Origin of the sequence: Pseudomonas sp. MD195_PC81_125, assembly GCF_014060985.1 — a bacterium.
Classification (GTDB): Bacteria; Pseudomonadota; Gammaproteobacteria; order Pseudomonadales; family Pseudomonadaceae; genus Aquipseudomonas; species Aquipseudomonas parakoreensis.
This window is the reverse complement of record NZ_JABULD010000058.1, coordinates 1-15,593: the sequence shown is the minus strand read 5'-3', so window position 1 is coordinate 15,593 and position 15,593 is coordinate 1. Positions and strand designations below refer to the sequence as shown.

Annotated in this window: 8 protein-coding genes and 3 pseudogenes; 1 reads left to right on the top strand and 10 read right to left on the bottom strand. The window is 58.7% G+C overall.

Annotation, left to right across the window (positions count from 1 at the left end):
- Positions 1–66 precede the first annotated feature (66 nt).
- The 10 genes and pseudogenes from brnQ to sdhC form a co-directional block, all read right to left on the bottom strand.
- Positions 67–1,380: pseudogene (gene brnQ, locus HT737_RS02995) on the bottom strand (branched-chain amino acid transport system II carrier protein).
- A gap of 484 nt (positions 1,381–1,864) precedes the next feature.
- A pseudogene (gene sucD / locus HT737_RS02990) lies at positions 1,865–2,745 on the bottom strand (succinate--CoA ligase subunit alpha).
- Positions 2,745–3,912 (bottom strand): annotated as a pseudogene (gene sucC / locus HT737_RS02985) (ADP-forming succinate--CoA ligase subunit beta). Before sucC ends, sucD begins: the two co-directional pseudogenes overlap by 1 nt.
- Positions 3,913–4,114: 202 nt before the next feature.
- The gene (gene lpdA / locus HT737_RS02980) at positions 4,115–5,551 is read right to left on the bottom strand and encodes a dihydrolipoyl dehydrogenase (protein WP_041074385.1); all 1,437 of its coding nucleotides are present in this window, start codon (positions 5,549–5,551) and stop codon (positions 4,115–4,117) included.
- A 97-nt stretch (positions 5,552–5,648) separates the two neighbouring features.
- Positions 5,649–6,872: a 2-oxoglutarate dehydrogenase complex dihydrolipoyllysine-residue succinyltransferase gene (gene odhB, locus HT737_RS02975; RefSeq protein ID WP_047292841.1), complete on the bottom strand. Its 1,224-nt coding sequence runs from the start codon at positions 6,870–6,872 to the stop codon at positions 5,649–5,651.
- A 42-nt stretch (positions 6,873–6,914) separates the two neighbouring features.
- Entirely contained in the window at positions 6,915–9,746 is a 2,832-nt protein-coding gene (locus HT737_RS02970; protein WP_047292838.1) for a 2-oxoglutarate dehydrogenase E1 component, read from the bottom strand.
- Between the two features lie 259 nt (positions 9,747–10,005).
- The gene (locus HT737_RS02965) at positions 10,006–10,710 is read right to left on the bottom strand and encodes a succinate dehydrogenase iron-sulfur subunit (protein ID WP_003223007.1); all 705 of its coding nucleotides are present in this window, start codon (positions 10,708–10,710) and stop codon (positions 10,006–10,008) included.
- An 11-nt stretch (positions 10,711–10,721) separates the two neighbouring features.
- Entirely contained in the window at positions 10,722–12,494 is a 1,773-nt protein-coding gene (sdhA, locus tag HT737_RS02960) for a succinate dehydrogenase flavoprotein subunit (RefSeq protein ID WP_007962857.1), read from the bottom strand.
- A gap of 3 nt (positions 12,495–12,497) precedes the next feature.
- Positions 12,498–12,866 (bottom strand): succinate dehydrogenase, hydrophobic membrane anchor protein, encoded by a 369-nt coding sequence (gene sdhD / locus HT737_RS02955; protein ID WP_047292833.1) that lies wholly within the window; start codon positions 12,864–12,866, stop codon positions 12,498–12,500.
- On the bottom strand, positions 12,860–13,234 hold the full coding sequence (gene sdhC, locus HT737_RS02950; RefSeq protein WP_047292829.1) for a succinate dehydrogenase, cytochrome b556 subunit: 375 nt from the start codon (positions 13,232–13,234) through the stop codon (positions 12,860–12,862). Before sdhC ends, sdhD begins: the two co-directional genes overlap by 7 nt.
- Before the next feature lie 362 nt (positions 13,235–13,596).
- Between sdhC and gltA the strand changes: the two genes are divergently transcribed.
- Complete coding sequence (gltA, locus tag HT737_RS02945) at positions 13,597–14,886, top strand: citrate synthase (protein ID WP_003222994.1); 1,290 nt, start codon at positions 13,597–13,599, stop codon at positions 14,884–14,886.
- Positions 14,887–15,593: the final 707 nt, after the last annotated feature.

Sequence of the window (15,593 nt, the reverse complement as noted above, 5' to 3'; positions counted from 1 at the left end):
GTATCGATTGATACGGGGCATTTCCGTTTAAGCGCTGAAGACCCGCTTGTGGCGGGTCAGACAACGTCAGGCAACGGCTTCGCTGCGCTTGCCCAGCAGGCGATCGCAGACCACGGCGACCACCAGGGTCATCACGCATGGCACCAGCCAGGCCAACCCCTGCTCGCTCAGCGGCAGGTGCGCCAGCTGCGACGGCATCCAGTCAGCCAGACCGGCGCCCTTGAGCGCGTCGATGGTGCCGAACAGGAACGACACCAGCATGACCGGGCCGAGGATCCGCCCGTGTTCATGCCAGAAGTCCTTGCAGAAACTCAGAGCCACCAGAACGATGCACGGCGGGTAGATTGCGGTCAGTACCGGGATGGAGAACGCGATCAGCTTGGTCAGGCCCAGGTTGGACACCAGCAGCGAGAACGCGGCGAGGATGATCACCAGGGTCTTGTAGGACAGCGGCAGCACGCGGCTGAAGTATTCAGCGCAGGCGCAGGTCAGACCGACCGCAGTCACCAGGCACGCCAGCGAGATCAGCACCGCGAGGAAACCGCTGCCCAGCGAACCGAAGGTGTGCTGCACGTAAGCATGCAGCACCGCCGCGCCGTTGGTGGCACCGACCGCGACTTCATGGCTGCCGGAACCGAGGCGGAACAGGCTGATGTACACCAGCGCCAGACCGACACCGGCGATGAGGCCGGCAATGATCGCGTAACGGGTGATCAGTGCAGGCGACTCGACGCCACGGGAGCGGATTGCGTTGACGATGACGATGCCGAACACCAGCGCGCCGAGGGTATCCATGGTCAGGTAACCATTGATGAAGCCTTGGGAGAACGGTGCCGCGACGTATTCAGGCGTGGCCTGGCCAATATCACCGGCCGGCAAGGCGAACGCGGCGATGCCGAGTACCGCCAGGGCGATGATTTTCAGCGGCGCGAGGAAACGCCCCACGGTATCGAGCAGACGGCCCGGATACAGCGAGATGAAGAACACCAGCAGGAAGTACACCGAGCTGTAGAGGAACAGCGCCAGCGGCTTTCGCCGGTCAGTGGCGCCAGACCCACTTCGAACGACACGGTCGCAGTCCGCGGGGTGGCGAACAATGGGCCGACCGCCAGGTAGCACGCCGCGGCGAGCACACCACCGGCGATCTTGCCGATCGGGCTGCTCAGCGCATCCATCGCACCACCGACCTTGGCCAGAGCGACAACGGTGACCACCGGCAGACCGACTGCCGTGATCAAAAAAGCCCAGCGCCGCCATCCAGACGTTAGGTCCGGACTGGAGGCCGACGATAGGCGGGAAAATGATGTTGCCGGCCCCGACGAACAGGGCAAATGTCATAAAGCCCAGTGCCAGGATGTCCTGACCTTTCAAAACTTTCATTAAGGAAATACCACACTACTGAATCGGAATTTAGAGGGGGATTTCCCTGTGGGGTTAGGGAAATGCTGTCAGTCCGTATGGGGCTGACCCGTTTAGCGCGTTGCATGCCTTGTGGGCGGCAGACGCAAAAATGGCTGCTAGCCTAACGAATTTGTCTGACAAACGCACTGTTTGAGGGCGAACTATCCGATACACGACGTGTCCGTGTCGCGTTTACGCATCTATTTTTCCTGCGGAGCACTCTGCAGGAAGAACCAGGACATGTAGCGAGGGGATTTATCCCCGATGGGGCGCGCAGCGACCCCGATTGAGACCGTATGGTTTTTTCAGACTGAGCGCACTCACGGGATCAGTGGGCCGCTTCGCAGCCCATCGGGGATAAATCCCCTCGCCACAAAAACCCATATATTTTCCAGATTGCAGAAACAACAAAGGCCACCCGAAGGTGGCCTTTGTCTGGTGAAGCGTCAGTCAAGCACGAGGCTTACTTGACAGCCCAACCGGTCAGCTCGGCCAGGGCCTTGCCGATGTCTGCCAGCGAACGCACGGTTTTTACGCCTGCGTCTTGCAGCGCAGCGAATTTCTCGTCTGCAGTGCCTTTGCCGCCCGAGATGATTGCGCCAGCATGGCCCATGCGCTTGCCCGGAGGAGCAGTCACACCCGCGATGTAGGAAACAACCGGCTTGGTCACGTGTGCCTTGATGTAGGCAGCCGCTTCTTCTTCAGCCGAACCGCCGATCTCGCCGATCATCACGATCGCTTCGGTCTTCGGGTCTTCCTGGAACAGCTTCAGGATGTCGATGAAGTTCGAACCCGGGATCGGGTCACCACCGATGCGACGCAAGTCGACTGACCGAAACCGGCGTCAGTGGTCTGCTTCACAGCTTCGTAGGTCAGGGTGCCGGAACGCGAAACGATACCGACCTTGCCTGGCAAGTGAATGTGACCTGGCATGATGCCGATCTTGCATTCGCCTGGAGTGATCACGCCTGGGCAGTTAGGGCCGATCAGGGTAACACCCAGCTCGTCGCACTTAACTTTAGCGTCCAGCATGTCCAGGGTAGGAATGCCTTCGGTGATGCAGACGATCAGCTTGATGCCGCCGAACGCTGCTTCCAGGATCGAGTCCTTGCAGAAAGGAGCCGGAACGTAGATCACGCTGGCGGTAGCGCCAGTGGCTGCGACTGCGTCTTTAACGGTGTTGAACACTGGCAGACCCAGGTGCTCGGTGCCGCCTTTGCCCGGAGTTACGCCACCAACCATCTTGGTGCCGTATTCGATGGCTTGCTGGGTGTGGAAACTACCTTGCGAACCGGTAATACCCTGGCAGATAACTTTGGTGTCTTTATTGATCAGGACGCTCATTATTTGCCCTCCGCAGCTTTGACAACTTGTTGAGCAGCGTCGGTCAGGCTGGTAGCAGCGATGATGTTCAAACCGCTTTCTGCCAGTACTTTAGCGCCCAGCTCAGCGTTGTTGCCTTCAAGGCGAACAACAACCGGGATTTTCACGCCGACTTCTTTCACGGCGCCGATGATGCCTTCGGCAATCATGTCGCAGCGAACGATGCCGCCGAAGATGTTGACCAGTACTGCAGCGACATTGGTGTCGGACAGGATGATCTTGAAGGCTTCGGTCACGCGCTCTTTGGTAGCACCACCACCTACGTCGAGGAAGTTGGCTGGCTTGCCGCCGTGCAGGTTGACGATGTCCATGGTACCCATGGCCAGGCCGGCACCGTTGACCATGCAGCCGATGTTGCCTTCCAGGGCTACGTAGTTCAGTTCGAACTTGGCAGCGTGCGCTTCGCGCGGATCGTCTTGCGACGGATCGTGGAAAGTCTTCAGCTTAGGCTGACGGTACATGGCGTTGGCGTCGATGTTGATCTTGGCGTCCAGGCAGTGCAGATCGCCGTCAGCCTTGATCACCAGCGGGTTCACTTCCAGCAGGGCCAGATCGTGATCCTGGAACAGTTTGGCCAGACCGACGAAGATCTTGGCGAACTGGGCAACTTGCTTGCCTTCCAGACCCAGTTGGAACGCCAGCTCGCGACCCTGGAATGGCTGAGCGCCAACCAGTGGATCGATAGTGGCTTTCAGAATTTTTTTCTGGCGTGTCGTGAGCGATTTTCTCGATGTCCACGCCACCTTCGGTGGAGGCCATGAACACGATGCGACGGCTCGAACGGTCAACGACAGCGCCCAGGTACAGCTCTTTAGCGATATCAGTGCACGATTCAACCAGGATCTTGGTGACTGGCTGACCATTGGCGTCAGTCTGGTAAGTCACCAGACGCTTGCCCAGCCACTGCTGTGCGAAGGCCTTGGCGTCTTCTTTGTTGCGAACCAGCTTGACGCCGCCCGCTTTACCGCGACCACCGGCGTGGACCTGGGCTTTGACAACCCACTCGCTGCCGCCGATTTTGTCGCAAGCTTCTGCTGCTGCTTCCGGGGTGTCTACTGCGTAACCAGTGGAAACTGGCAGGCCGTATTCAGCGAACAGCTGCTTACCCTGATACTCGTGAAGATTCATGCTTTTTTACCGTCTTCGTTAGGTACTGCGCATTCGGCGCTGCGCTCTTGATGAGTGCCGCGCCACCTGTGACTGCTGCTTGCGTAGCCATCCGGTTACCCGGTTCAGCTACGCAAGACTGCGTCCAGCGGACATTCCGCGGTGAGACTTGCTCGCAAGGCTCACGACGGGCCGTTACCGCCGTGGTTTCTTATTGTGTGTCTTAACGCTTCTTGCGGTTGGCAATGTGGATGGCGCCGCCATTCACCGCCAGAGCAGCTTCGTGCAAGGCTTCAGACAGGGTCGGATGGGAGAAAACCATCATGCCCAGGTCTTCAGCGCTGGTGCCGAATTCCATACCGATCGCGCCCTGCTGAACCAGTTCTGCAGCGCTCGGGCCAATCACGTGCACGCCCAATACGCGGTCGGTCTTGGCATCAGCGATGACCTTGACGAAACCACCGGTATCGTTGGCGGCCATGGCACGGCCGGAAGCGGCGAACGGGAAGGTGCCGACGTTAACTTCAACGCCTTCGGCTTTCAAGGCCTGCTCGGTTTTGCCAACCCACGCGATTTCCGGGTGAGTATAAATAACCGAAGGGATCAGGTCATAGTTCATCTGGGCTTTGTGACCCTTGATGCGCTCGACAACCATGATGCCCTCTTCCGAGGCCTTGTGCGCCAGCATCATGCCGCGCACCACGTCACCGATGGCGTAAACGCCCGGTACGGTGGTGGCGCAGTGATCGTCAACGTGCACGAAACCGCGCTCGTCCAGGGTCACGCCGCTGTCGGCAGCCAGCAGATCAGTGGTCACCGGACGGCGACCAACGGCTACGATCAGCTTGTCGAAAGTGATGGTCTGTTCGCCGTTGGCATCGGTGTAGTTAACAACGACTTCGTCGCCGTTCACTTTCGAACCGGTCACGCGAGCGCCCAGCTTGATGTCCAGGCCCTGTTTGGTCAGGGTTTTCAGTGCTTCCTTGGAAACAGCGGTGTCGGCTGCCATCAGGAAAGTGTCCAGAGCTTCCAGGACAGTCACTTCTGCACCCAGACGCGACCACACCGAACCCAGTTCCAGACCGATCACGCCAGCGCCGATCACGCCCAGACGTTTAGGGACGGCCTGGAATTCCAGAGCACCCGTCGAATCGACGATGACTTTCTGATCGACCGGAGCCGGTGGAATGTCGATCGGACGCGAACCTGGGGCCAGGATGACGTTTTCGGCTTCGATGACTTCAACCGAACCGTCCGGCTTGGTGACTTCGACTTTCTTGCCAGCCAGCAGCTTGCCGTGGCCCTGGATCGAGGTCACGCCGTTGGCCTTGAACAGGGTGGCAACGCCGCCAGTCAGGTTCTTGACGATGCCAGCCTTGCGGCCAACCATCGCAGCGACGTCCATTTTGACTTCGCCGGTCGAGATACCGTGAACGTTGAAGCTCTCTTTGGCTTCCTTGTACTTCCAGGAGCTGTCCAGCAGCGCCTTGGACGGAATGCAGCCGACGTTCAGGCAAGTACCACCGAGGGCCTGTTTGCCTTCAGCGTCGGTGTACTTCTCGATGCAGGCAGTGGTGAGACCCAGCTGCGCGGCCTTGATGGCAGCAACATAGCCGCCAGGGCCGGCACCGATCACTACTACGTCAAATTTCTGCGACATTCAAAAAATCCTCTTTAGCGAAAAGCTTCAAGCCGCGCGCTGCGGGCCGTACCGCCGTTGCCGACGGTACGCCACCCGCAGCGCATGGCTGCTTCTATCAGATATCCAGCAACAGACGAGCCGGATCTTCCAGCAGGTTCTTGATGGTCACCAGGAAGGTTACAGCTTCTTTGCCATCGATCAGACGGTGATCGTAGGACAGTGCCAGGTACATCATCGGACGGATCACGACCTGACCGTTGATGGCCATAGGACGCTGGATGATGTTGTGCATGCCCAGAATCGCTGCCTGCGGCGGGTTGACGATCGGGGTCGACATCATCGAGCCGAAGGTACCACCGTTGGTGATGGTGAAGGTACCACCGGTCATCTCTTCCATCGACAGTTTGCCGTCACGGGCTTTTTTGCCGAACGTGGCGATGCCGCCTTCGATTTCAGCCAGGCTCATCAGCTCGGCGTTACGCAGAACCGGAACAACCAGACCACGGTCGCTGGAAACGGCAACACCAATGTCGGCGTAGCCGTGGTAAACGATGTCTGCGCCGTCGATCGAAGCGTTGACCGCCGGGAAGCGTTTCAGCGCTTCGGTGGCCGCCTTGACGAAGAACGACATGAAGCCCAGGCGTACGCCGTTGTGGGACTTCTCGAACAGGTCCTTGTACTTCGAACGCAGGGCCATGACTTCGGTCATGTCGACTTCGTTGAACGTGGTCAGCATGGCCATGTTCGACTGGGCTTCAACCAGACGCTCGGCAACCTTGGCACGCAGACGGGTCATTGGCACGCGTTTTTCAACGCGGTCACCGGCAGCGAATACCGGGGCAGCAGCGGCCGGAGCAGCAGCTTTCGCAGGAGCGGCAGCCGGAGCGGCTTTCTTCGCGGCAACAGCAGCCACCACGTCTTCCTTGGTCACACGACCGCCTTTGCCGGTGCCGGCAACGGAGGCGATGTTGATGCCGTTCTCTTCAGCCAGCTTGCGCGCAGCCGGAGCAGCAACAGGATCGTCTTCGCCTTCGGCAGCAGCCGGGGCAGCGGCAGCAGCGGCCGGAGCAGCAGCGGCGGCTGGAGCAGCGGCAGCAGCGCCACCTTCAGTGATGGAGCCCAGGACTTCGTCGGACAGAACGGTGTCGCCTTCGTTCTTGACGATTGCGCCCAGCACGCCGTCGGCGGTAGCCAGCACTTCCAGTACGACTTTGTCGGTTTCGATGTCGACGATCAGTTCGTCACGCTTGACGGCGTCGCCCGGTTGTTTGTGCCAGGTGGCAACGGTGCCATCGGCAACCGATTCCGGGAAAGTGGGGGCTTTGATCTCGATAGCCATTATCTGTGGTTCCTTAAATTCGGTTTCAGGTGCGCGAAGGCGTTAAACGGTAAACGCGTCTTGCAGCAGTTTTTCCTGCTGCTCGGCGTGCATCGATGCGTAACCACATGCAGGTGCAGCAGAAGCCTCACGGCCCGCGTACTCGAGTACGAGAGATTTGTTGAGGTTACCGATGCTGCGACGCAGGTGGTGCTGGCTGCAGTACCAGGCGCCCTGGTTCATTGGCTCTTCCTGACACCAGACGGCCGCTTTGGCGTTGGTGTAAGGCGCCAGGACTTCTTTCAAGTCGTCCTCAGGGAATGGATACAGCTGCTCGATACGCACGATGGCGATATCGTCACGGCCTTCGGCACGACGTTTTTCCAGCAGGTCGTAGTAGACCTTGCCGCTACACAGAACAACACGCTCGACCTTTTTCGGGTCCAGGGCGTCGATTTCCGGGATCACGGTCTGGAACGAACCTTCGGCCAGATCTTCCAGAGTCGAGACGGCCAGCTTGTGGCGCAGCAACGACTTTGGAGTCAGAACGACCAATGGCTTGCGCAGCGGGCGAATCACCTGACGGCGCAGCAAGTGGTAGATCTGCGCCGGCGTGGTCGGCATGCACACCTGAATGTTGTGCTCGGCGCACAGTTGCAGGTAACGCTCAAGACGTGCCGAGCTGTGCTCAGGACCCTGACCTTCGTAGCCGTGCGGCAACAGCATGGTCAGACCGCAGAGACGGCCCCACTTGTGCTCGCCGCTGGTGATGAACTGGTCGATAACAACCTGTGCACCGTTGGCGAAGTCGCCGAACTGGGCTTCCCAGATCACCAGCGCGTTTGGCGTGGTGGTCGAGTAGCCGTATTCGAAGGCCAGTACCGCTTCTTCCGACAGGAACGAGTCATACAGGTCAAAACGTGGCTGACCTTCGTACAGGTGTTTCAGCGGAATGTAGGTGCCGGCATCTTTCTGGTTGTGCAGCACAGCGTGACGGTGCGAGAACGTACCGCGGCCGATGTCCTGACCGGTCATGCGGATCGGGTGACCTTCGAACGCCAGGGTCGCGTACGCCATGGTTTCGGCGTAACCCCAGTTGATCGGCAGGCCGCCGGCTTGCATCTTCTGACGGTCTTCGTAGATCTTCGCAACCTGACGCTGAACCACGAAGCCTTCCGGAATTTCCAGCAGCTTGGCAGACAGTTCCTGCAGGGTCTTGAGATCGAAGCGTGTGTCGTGACGCGCAGTCCAGGCGTGGCCCAGATACGGACGCCAATCCACGAACAGCTCTTTGTTCGGCTCTTTGACCAGCGATTTCACCACGTGCAGACCGTTGTCCAGCGCGTTGCGGTACTCGTCGACTTTCGCCTGTACACGCTCTGCGTCGAGCACACCGGCCTGAGTCAGACGATCAGCGTACAGCTCACGGGTGGTGCGCTGCTTGGTGATCTGCTGATACATCAGCGGCTGGGTGCCGCTTGGCTCGTCGGCCTCGTTGTGGCCGCGACGACGGTAGCAGACCAGGTCGATCACCACGTCACGCTTGAACTGCATGCGATAGTCGATGGCCAGCTGGGTCACGAACAGCACAGCTTCCGGATCATCACCATTCACATGGAGGATCGGTGCCTGGATCATCTTCGCAACGTCGGTGGCGTACTCGGTGGAACGCGAGTCCAGCGGGTTGCTGATGGTGAAACCGACCTGGTTGTTGATCACGATGTGCACGGTACCGCCGGTCTTGAAACCGCGGGTCTGCGACATCTGGAAGGTTTCCATGACCACGCCCTGACCTGCGAATGCAGCGTCACCGTGGATGGAGATCGGCAGAACCTTCTCACCGGTCGGGTCGTTACGACGATCCTGACGGGCGCGAACCGAACCTTCTACCACCGGGGAAACGATTTCCAGGTGGGACGGGTTGAACGCCATGGCCAGGTGAACTTCACCGCCGGCGGTCATCACGTTGGACGAGAAGCCCTGGTGGTATTTAACGTCACCGGAACCCAGCTCGACCTTCTTCTTGCCTTCGAACTCGTCGAACAGCTCGCGCGGGTTCTTGCCGAAGGTATTGACCAGCACGTTCAGACGGCCACGGTGGGCCATGCCGATGACGACTTCCTTGGTGCCGTAGGAACCGGAACGCTGGATCAGTTCGTCGAGCATCGGAATCAGGCTTTCGCCGCCTTCCAGACCGAAACGCTTGGTGCCCGGGTATTTGGTGCCCAGGTATTTTTCCAGGCCTTCACCGGCAGTCACGCGCTCAAGCAGGTGGCTCTTGATATCGGCGGAGTACGTCGGACGACCGCGCACGCTTTCCAGACGCTGCTGGAACCACTGGCGCTGCTCGGAATCGGTGATGTGCGTAAATTCAGCGCCGATGGTGCGGCAATATGTCTGCTGCAACGCTTCGTGAATTTCGCGTAGGCTCGCTTCCTCTTTGCCGATGAACAGGTCGCCGGCACGGAAGGTCGTATCAAGATCGGCATTGGTCAAGCCGTAATGATTGATCGACAGGTCTGCAGGTGCAGGACGCTGCCACAGCCCCAGCGGGTCAAGCTGGGCTGCCTGGTGGCCACGCATACGGTAGGCCTGGATCAATCGCAGCACTTCAACTTGCTTCTTCTCGTGCTCACTGCTCACGCTCCCGGCGGAAACCGGTTGAGCGCGGCGCTGGTTCTTTGCCAGCAGCACGAAATGATCGCGAATTGTGGAGTGCGAAACATCAGTGGCAGAGCTGCCGTCGGCAGGCAGCTTCTGAAAGTAGGTGCGCCACTCTTCTGGCACAGCGTTAGGGTCGTGCAGGTAGAGCTCATAAAGCTCTTCCACATAGGCAGCGTTTCCACCTGAAAGGTAGGCGCTGTTCCACATGCGCTGCATCACGCTTTCTTGCATGCTTGGTCACCCTCGGTTAGGGGAACACCATCGGCGTCAATACCGAGCAAACTTGCAGAAGTCCGAATGCAGCGACCAAAACAAGCCACTTAGGATCACGCTGATAGTCCGGGTACCAGCCCGGATGCCCCTGCTTGTCTCATTTCTTCAAAATAAGAGCTGCAGCTTGTGGCTACTGCTCTGGTTATAGCCATGACGCGGGTTGAAGCCCGCGCCACAGCCTCTTCGTTACAGCGGTTCTACGGTTACAGCAGCTGAATCACACGCCGCTCGAAAGCAGCATGTTACGGATGTGACCGATGGCCTTAGTCGGGTTCAGGCCTTTCGGACATACGTTGACGCAGTTCATGATGCCCCGGCAGCGGAAGACGCTGAACGGGTCATCGAGCGAAGCCAGACGCTCGGACGTCTTGGTGTCACGGCTGTCTGCCAGGAAGCGGTACGCTTGCAGCAGGGCAGCTGGACCCAGGAATTTGTCCGGGTTCCACCAGAAGGACGGGCACGAGGTCGAGCAGCAGGCGCACAGGATGCACTCGTACAGACCGTCGAGCTTTTCACGCTCTTCAGGGGACTGCAGACGCTCGATGGCCGGAGCCGGCGTGTCGTTCTGCAGGTAAGGCTTAACCTTCTCGTATTGCTTGTAGAAGATGCTCATATCGACAACCAGGTCACGGATAACCGGCAAACCTGGCAGCGGACGAACGATCAACTTGTTGCCTTTTACGACAGCGGACAGCGGCGTGATGCACGCCAGACCGTTCTTGCCGTTGATGTTCATGCCGTCGGAGCCGCAGACGCCTTCACGGCAAGAGCGACGATAGGAGAAACCCTCGTCCTGCTCTTTGATCAGGGCCAGCACGTCCAGCACCATCAGGTCTTTACCACCGGTATCGACCTGGAATTCCTGCATGAACGGCGCAGCGTCCTGATCAGGGTTGTAGCGATAAACACTGACTTGCAACATGGCGATCACCCTTAATAAGTCCGGACTTTAGGTTCGAAAGTCGGAACAGTCTTCGGCGAGAAGTTTACGGCACGCTTGGCGACGCGTTTCTCACCCGGGAAGTACAGGGTGTGGCACAGCCAGTTTTCGTCGTCACGGTCTTCGAAGTCTTCACGGGCGTGAGCGCCGCGGGACTCTTTACGTACTTCGGCCGCGATGGCGGTAGCTTCAGCCACTTCCAGCAGGTTTTGCAGTTCCAGAGCTTCGATACGCGCAGTGTTGAACGCTTGCGACTTATCGTTGATCTTCACGTTGGCGATACGCTTGCGCAGATCGGCCAGCTGAGCGATGCCCTTCTGCATGTATTCGCCAGTACGGAATACACCGAAGTAGTTCTGCATGCAGCTTTGCAGCTCGCGACGCAGGGTTGCCACGTCTTCGCCATCGGTACGGCCGTTCAGCGCGTTCAGACGCGACAGGGCTGCTTCGATGTCGGCTTCGGTAGCGTCGTCGTATTCGATGCCGTCGGTCAGCGCCTTTTCCAGGTGCAGGCCGGCAGCGCGGCCGAATACCACCAGGTCGAGCAGCGAGTTGCCGCCCAGACGGTTGGCACCGTGTACCGATACGCAAGCCACTTCACCTACCGCGAACAGACCAGGAATGATCTGATCCACGCCTTCGGCGTTCTGAGTGATCGCCTGACCATGAATGTTGGTGGCAACGCCGCCCATCATATAGTGGCAGGTCGGAACCACCGGAACCGGAGCAACCACCGGGTCAACGTGGGCGAAAGTCTTCGACAGTTCGCAGATGCCTGGCAGACGGCTGTGCAGCACTTCCTCGCCCAAGTGGTCGAGTTTGAGCATTACGTGGTCGCCATTCGGACCGCAACCGTTGCCGGCGATGATTTCTTTAACCATCGAGCGAGCAACCACGTCACGACCAGCCAGGTCTTTCGCGTTCGGAGCATAACGCTCCATGAAACGCTCGCCGTGCTTGTTGATCAGGTAACCACCTTCACCACGGCAGCCTTCTGTAACCAGTACACCGGCGCCGGCGATGCCGGTCGGGTGGAACTGCCACATTTCGATGTCTTGTACCGGTACGCCAGCACGCAGCGCCATGCCAACGCCGTCACCGGTGTTGATCAGGGCGTTGGTGGTGGAGGCGTAGATACGACCGGCACCGCCAGTGGCCAATACGGTGGCCTTGGCGCGGATGTACGAAGTTTCGCCGGTTTCGATGCAGATCGCGATCACACCGACGAACTCGCCTTCCTGGTTTTTCACCAGGTCGACAGCGTAGTACTCGTTCAGGAACGTGGTACCGGCTTTCAGGTTGCCCTGATAAAGGGTGTGCAGCAGCGCGTGACCGGTACGGTCGGATGCTGCGCAGGTGCGAGCAGCCTGGCCGCCTTTACCGTAGTCCTTGGACTGACCACCGAATGGACGCTGGTAGATACGGCCTTGCTCGGTACGCGAGAACGGCAGACCCATGTGGTCCAGTTCGAAAACGGCAGCCGGGCCTTCCTGACACATGTATTCGATAGCGTCCTGGTCACCGATGTAGTCGGAACCCTTGACGGTATCGTACATGTGCCAGCGCCAGTCATCGTTCGGGTCAGCGGACGCGATCGCGCAGGTGATGCCGCCCTGGGCGGATACAGTGTGCGAACGGGTCGGGAAAACCTTGGTGATCACCGCAGTCTTGTGACCGCCTTGTGCCAGTTGCAGCGCAGCGCGCATGCCGGCACCGCCACCACCAATAATGATGGCGTCGAAAGAAATCGTTGGAATGTTAGCCATGACTCAGATACCCCAGAGAATCTGCACACCCCAGACGAAGTAAGCGAACATCGCAACGCCGCATACTGCCTGGAAAAGGAAACGTACTGCGGTCGCGGACTTGCCCAGCGCCATTGGCGTCAGGTAGTCGGTCGCGATGGTCCACATGCCGACCCAGGCGTGAGCGCCAAGGGCAACGAGGGCCAGCAGACTGAAGATACGCATCCCGTTGTGAGCGAACAGGCCGTGCCACTGGTCGTAGCCAATGCCCGGATTCACTGCAAGGTATCCGATCAGAAAGATGAAATAAGCCGCGAGAACAACCGCAGACACACGTTGCGCCATCCAGTCATAGAGGCCCGAACGCGAAAGGTTCGTAACGCTGGTTACCATATCCAAACTCCTGCCAGAACGATCAGCACCACGGAAACCGCGATGATAATTTTCGAGCCCAGGCGGCCGCCTTCCAGCGTCTCACCGATGCCCATATCCATGATCAAGTGGCGCACACCGGCTACCAGGTGATACAGCAGAGCGGACAGGAGGCCCCATGCTACGAACTTGGCCAGCGGGCTGGTCAAGCATGCCTTCACGTCGGCAAAACCTTCCTCGGAACCCAGAGACTTGCCCAATGCATAAAGCATGAAGCCGATACCCAGGAAGAGGATGATGCCGGAAACACGGTGAAGAAACGACGTAACGCCGGTGATGGGGAGTTTGATGGTCCTTAGGTCTAGGTTTACAGGTCGTTGGCTTTTCACGGCTTTTTTTTCACACTGAAGAGCCCCTAACAATCAGGGCAAAGTTGTTGGGGAGTGCACTGGTCAGGTAACCACCACCCAGGGATGCGACCCCCAATAAAGCAGGCCCAAAAGCCCTTGGCGGTCGGTGGCCGAGTATAGACAGTTAGGCTACTAATGACAACGCAATCACCTACCCCAAATAGCTGATTGCACAAGTCGTATAAAAGGCGTAAATGGCAGTCAATTTCGAGGAAAAAGTGCGCTTAAAGCCTTCTGGAGCAAGACTTTAGGCAAATTGACATTCGAATTTATCTCACTATAGTGGTGCGGGCCCTGCGTGGGGGGTCTGTCTGATGGTTCAAGCATAAATAGGAGGCCACATGGCTGACAAAAAAGCGCAGTTGATCATCGAGGGCGCAGCCCCCGTCGAGCTGCCCATTTTAACCGGCACCGTTGGTCCCGATGTAATCGATGTTCGGGGCCTGACGGCCACGGGCCGCTTCACTTTCGACCCGGGTTTCATGTCGACCGCCTCGTGCGAATCGAAGATCACCTATATCGACGGCGACAACGGCATTCTGTTGCACCGCGGCTACCCGATCGAACAGCTGGCTGAAAAGTCGGACTACCTGGAAACCTGCTACCTGCTGCTCAACGGCGAATTGCCGACTGCAGAACAGAAGGCCCAGTTCGTCAGCACCGTGAAAAACCACACCATGGTTCACGAGCAGCTGAAAACCTTCTTCAACGGCTTCCGTCGCGACGCCCACCCGATGGCCGTCATGTGCGGCGTAGTCGGCGCCCTCTCGGCCTTCTACCACGACTCCCTGGACATCAATAACCCGCAGCATCGCGAAATCTCCGCGATCCGTCTGGTTGCCAAGATGCCAACCCTGGCAGCGATGGTTTACAAGTACTCCATGGGCCAACCCATGATGTACCCGCGCAACGACCTGACGTACGCGGAAAACTTCCTGCACATGATGTTCAACACCCCGTGCGAGATCAAACCGATCAGCCCGGTACTCGCCAAGGCCATGGACCGGATCTTCATCCTCCACGCCGACCACGAGCAGAACGCATCGACCTCCACCGTGCGCCTGGCAGGATCTTCGGGTGCCAACCCGTTCGCCTGTATCGCCGCCGGCATCGCCGCACTGTGGGGCCCTGCCCACGGCGGTGCGAACGAAGCCGTTCTGACCATGCTTGACGAGATTGGCGATGTTTCCAACATCGACAAGTTCATCGCCAAGGCCAAGGACAAGAACGACCCGTTCAAGCTGATGGGCTTCGGTCACCGCGTTTACAAGAACCGCGATCCTCGCGCGACGGTCATGAAGCAGACCTGCGACGAAGTACTGAAGGAACTGGGTATCAACAACGATCCGCAACTCGAACTGGCCATGCGCCTGGAAGAGATCGCGCTGACCGACCCGTACTTCATCGAACGCTCGCTGTACCCGAACGTCGACTTCTACTCGGGGATCATCCTCAAGGCGATCGGCATTCCAACCAGCATGTTCACCGTGATCTTCGCCCTGGCACGTACTGTCGGCTGGATTTCGCACTGGAAAGAAATGCTCTCCAGCCCGTACAAGATTGGCCGTCCGCGCCAGTTGTACACTGGCTACGAGTCGCGTGACATCACCAAGCTGGAAGACCGCAAATAAGGCTTGTCTTGCGATAATGTCTTGAAGTTGTATCGGGAACGGCCTCTATTTATATAGAGGCCGTTTTTGTTTGTGTGGTCGCAGCGGCCTGTGGGCCGACTGGCTTTTGGGTGTTTGTGGGCACATCCGTTGCTGCGGGTGCTGCCGCTGGCGGTTTCGCTCTTACAGCGAGTCACCTTTTCCAGACGCCGAAAAGGTAACCCAAAAGGCTTTGCCCCGGCGTACGGCACTTCGCTGAGGCTCAGTGTTCCCTCGCTACGGTGTCCATCCGGGGGCATCGCCTACGGTTTGCTTCGCTGCACCTCCTCTCGATGTATGCGGCTTCGCCGCATGGCGCTGCGCGCCTTCCCCCTGATGGACACCTTCGCTCGGCCTGCCGATGGGGCAAAAATCAAAAGCCAGATCAAGAGCCAAAGCCAAAGCCAAAGCCAAAGCAGATCAAAAGATCGCAGCCTTCGGCAGCTCCTACATGGGATCGGTGTTTTCAGTTAGAAATTGGTCGGCTGTCAGGCCGCCATCGCTGACAAGCCAGCTCCCACAACTCTATTCGTGCACACCCCATGCGGCGAAGCGCCCCACTCCACACGATGAGCGTTAGCTCGAGTACCGCTCTTGATCTGAGGGCCCGTCGGCAGGCTGAGTGGAGGGATTTATCCGGGGGTGGGAGCGCAGCGACCGTTTGGCGCAGCCAAACACAGCGAGAGRAG